This window comes from Streptomyces sp. SID3343, assembly GCF_009865215.1.
Taxonomy (GTDB): Bacteria; Actinomycetota; Actinomycetes; order Streptomycetales; family Streptomycetaceae; genus Embleya.
This window is the reverse complement of the sequence record NZ_WWJX01001642.1, coordinates 1-1,377: the sequence shown is the minus strand read 5'-3', so window position 1 is coordinate 1,377 and position 1,377 is coordinate 1. Positions and strand designations below refer to the sequence as shown.

The 1,377-nt window shown below is 70.9% G+C and carries 1 protein-coding gene; it reads right to left on the bottom strand.

What is annotated here, in order from left to right:
- Window positions 1-695 precede the first annotated feature (695 nt).
- Window positions 696-1,377: LysR substrate-binding domain-containing protein (locus GT354_RS52105; protein WP_237536300.1), on the bottom strand; the 682-nt coding region annotated here is incomplete at its 5' end.

Sequence of the window (1,377 nt, the reverse complement as noted above, 5' to 3'; positions counted from 1 at the left end):
AGGGCGCCGAACGTGGCTTCGGGAACGATCTCGTCGGCCTCGATACCGAACTCCTCGACCAGCAACTCACACAGCATCGCGTACACGGGGAATGCCTTCCTGCTCGGACCGCGCACACCCCGGCGGGCCCGCAACCGGCAAACGCCGGCGGCGCGTCCCCGTACGACCCCGATCGGGTATGCGATAGACCACCCTGTGTATCGGTGCCGAGGACGGGCGCAAAATGCCCCCGGTACCCCTCCACGCCCCCGAATCCGCCCGCCACCTGCGGCAATGGCCCGGGAATCGGACCGGGACGACACGCTGATGTTCACCCGCAAGCACCCAACCGCGCCCCCCTGATCCCGGGCCCGGCGGGCGAACGGGCCGAGTTCCGATGTACCCGCCCGCGCACGCCGGTTCCACTCGGGCGGCGGGTCGCGAGCGCGAATCCCGCCTCCGCGCGGGGGGTTTCGGCAGGCGGGGCGTGACCTTTTCGGGGGCCGTCCGGTTAACGCTTGCGTACGCGGAGAACCCGCTCCACCGACCCTCGTGTCGAGCGTGTCGACGCCGAAACGCCTTCGGCGACCCGGCACGTGTCTGCCTCGACGGGCACTGCCCCGGCAGGGGCTGCCTCGACGGCAGTTGCCCCGACGGGCGGTGGGACAACCGGTCATCTCGGCGATGTGACCGCGCTGTTCGGCTGCGGGCATTCCTCAATCGGTCCGCGGCTCGCTGTTCGAACGGCGTCGCCGACGAACATGCCTCGTGACCGAAGCGCCGCCCGCCTTGCCGGACGGATTCGAGTGCCTGGCCCAGGTCGGCGTCCAGGTCCCGGTGTCGGGGCGGTCGGGGCGCTGGGCGACGAGATGGTCACGCAGCGCGGCCAGCGTCGGGTGCGAGTTGTCGGCGCGCCACAGCAACGAATGCGGATAGACCGGAGTGGGGTCGCGCAGCGGGATGAGCCGCATGTCGTGGCCGACGGGCCACACGAGCGGGGTTCGGGCGCTGAGGAAGGTCGCCAGGGTCGAGGAATCGGCGATCGTGTCGAGGAGGACCTCAAGGCCGAAGTCGGGGCCGATCGTGTCGATGGTGAGGCCGAACTCGGCGCCGAGTTCGTCGTAGTAGGCCGCCCATTCGGTACCGGGAGCGTTTGACGGCATCCAGATCCGATGCCCGGCGAGCCGGCCGAGTGCGACCGCACTCGCGTCGGCGAACTCGTGGGCGGGGCCGGTGAACAGTTGGAGGGGCTCGTCGTAGACCCGGGCGGCCTCGATGCCGTCGGGGAGCCGCCGTCCGGGCATGGTGACGGCGCGGAAGGTCGCGTCGATGGTGCCGGCGCACACTGCGGCGACGGCCGCGTCCGCGTCGAAGAGGGTCACCACATCGAGCTTGACG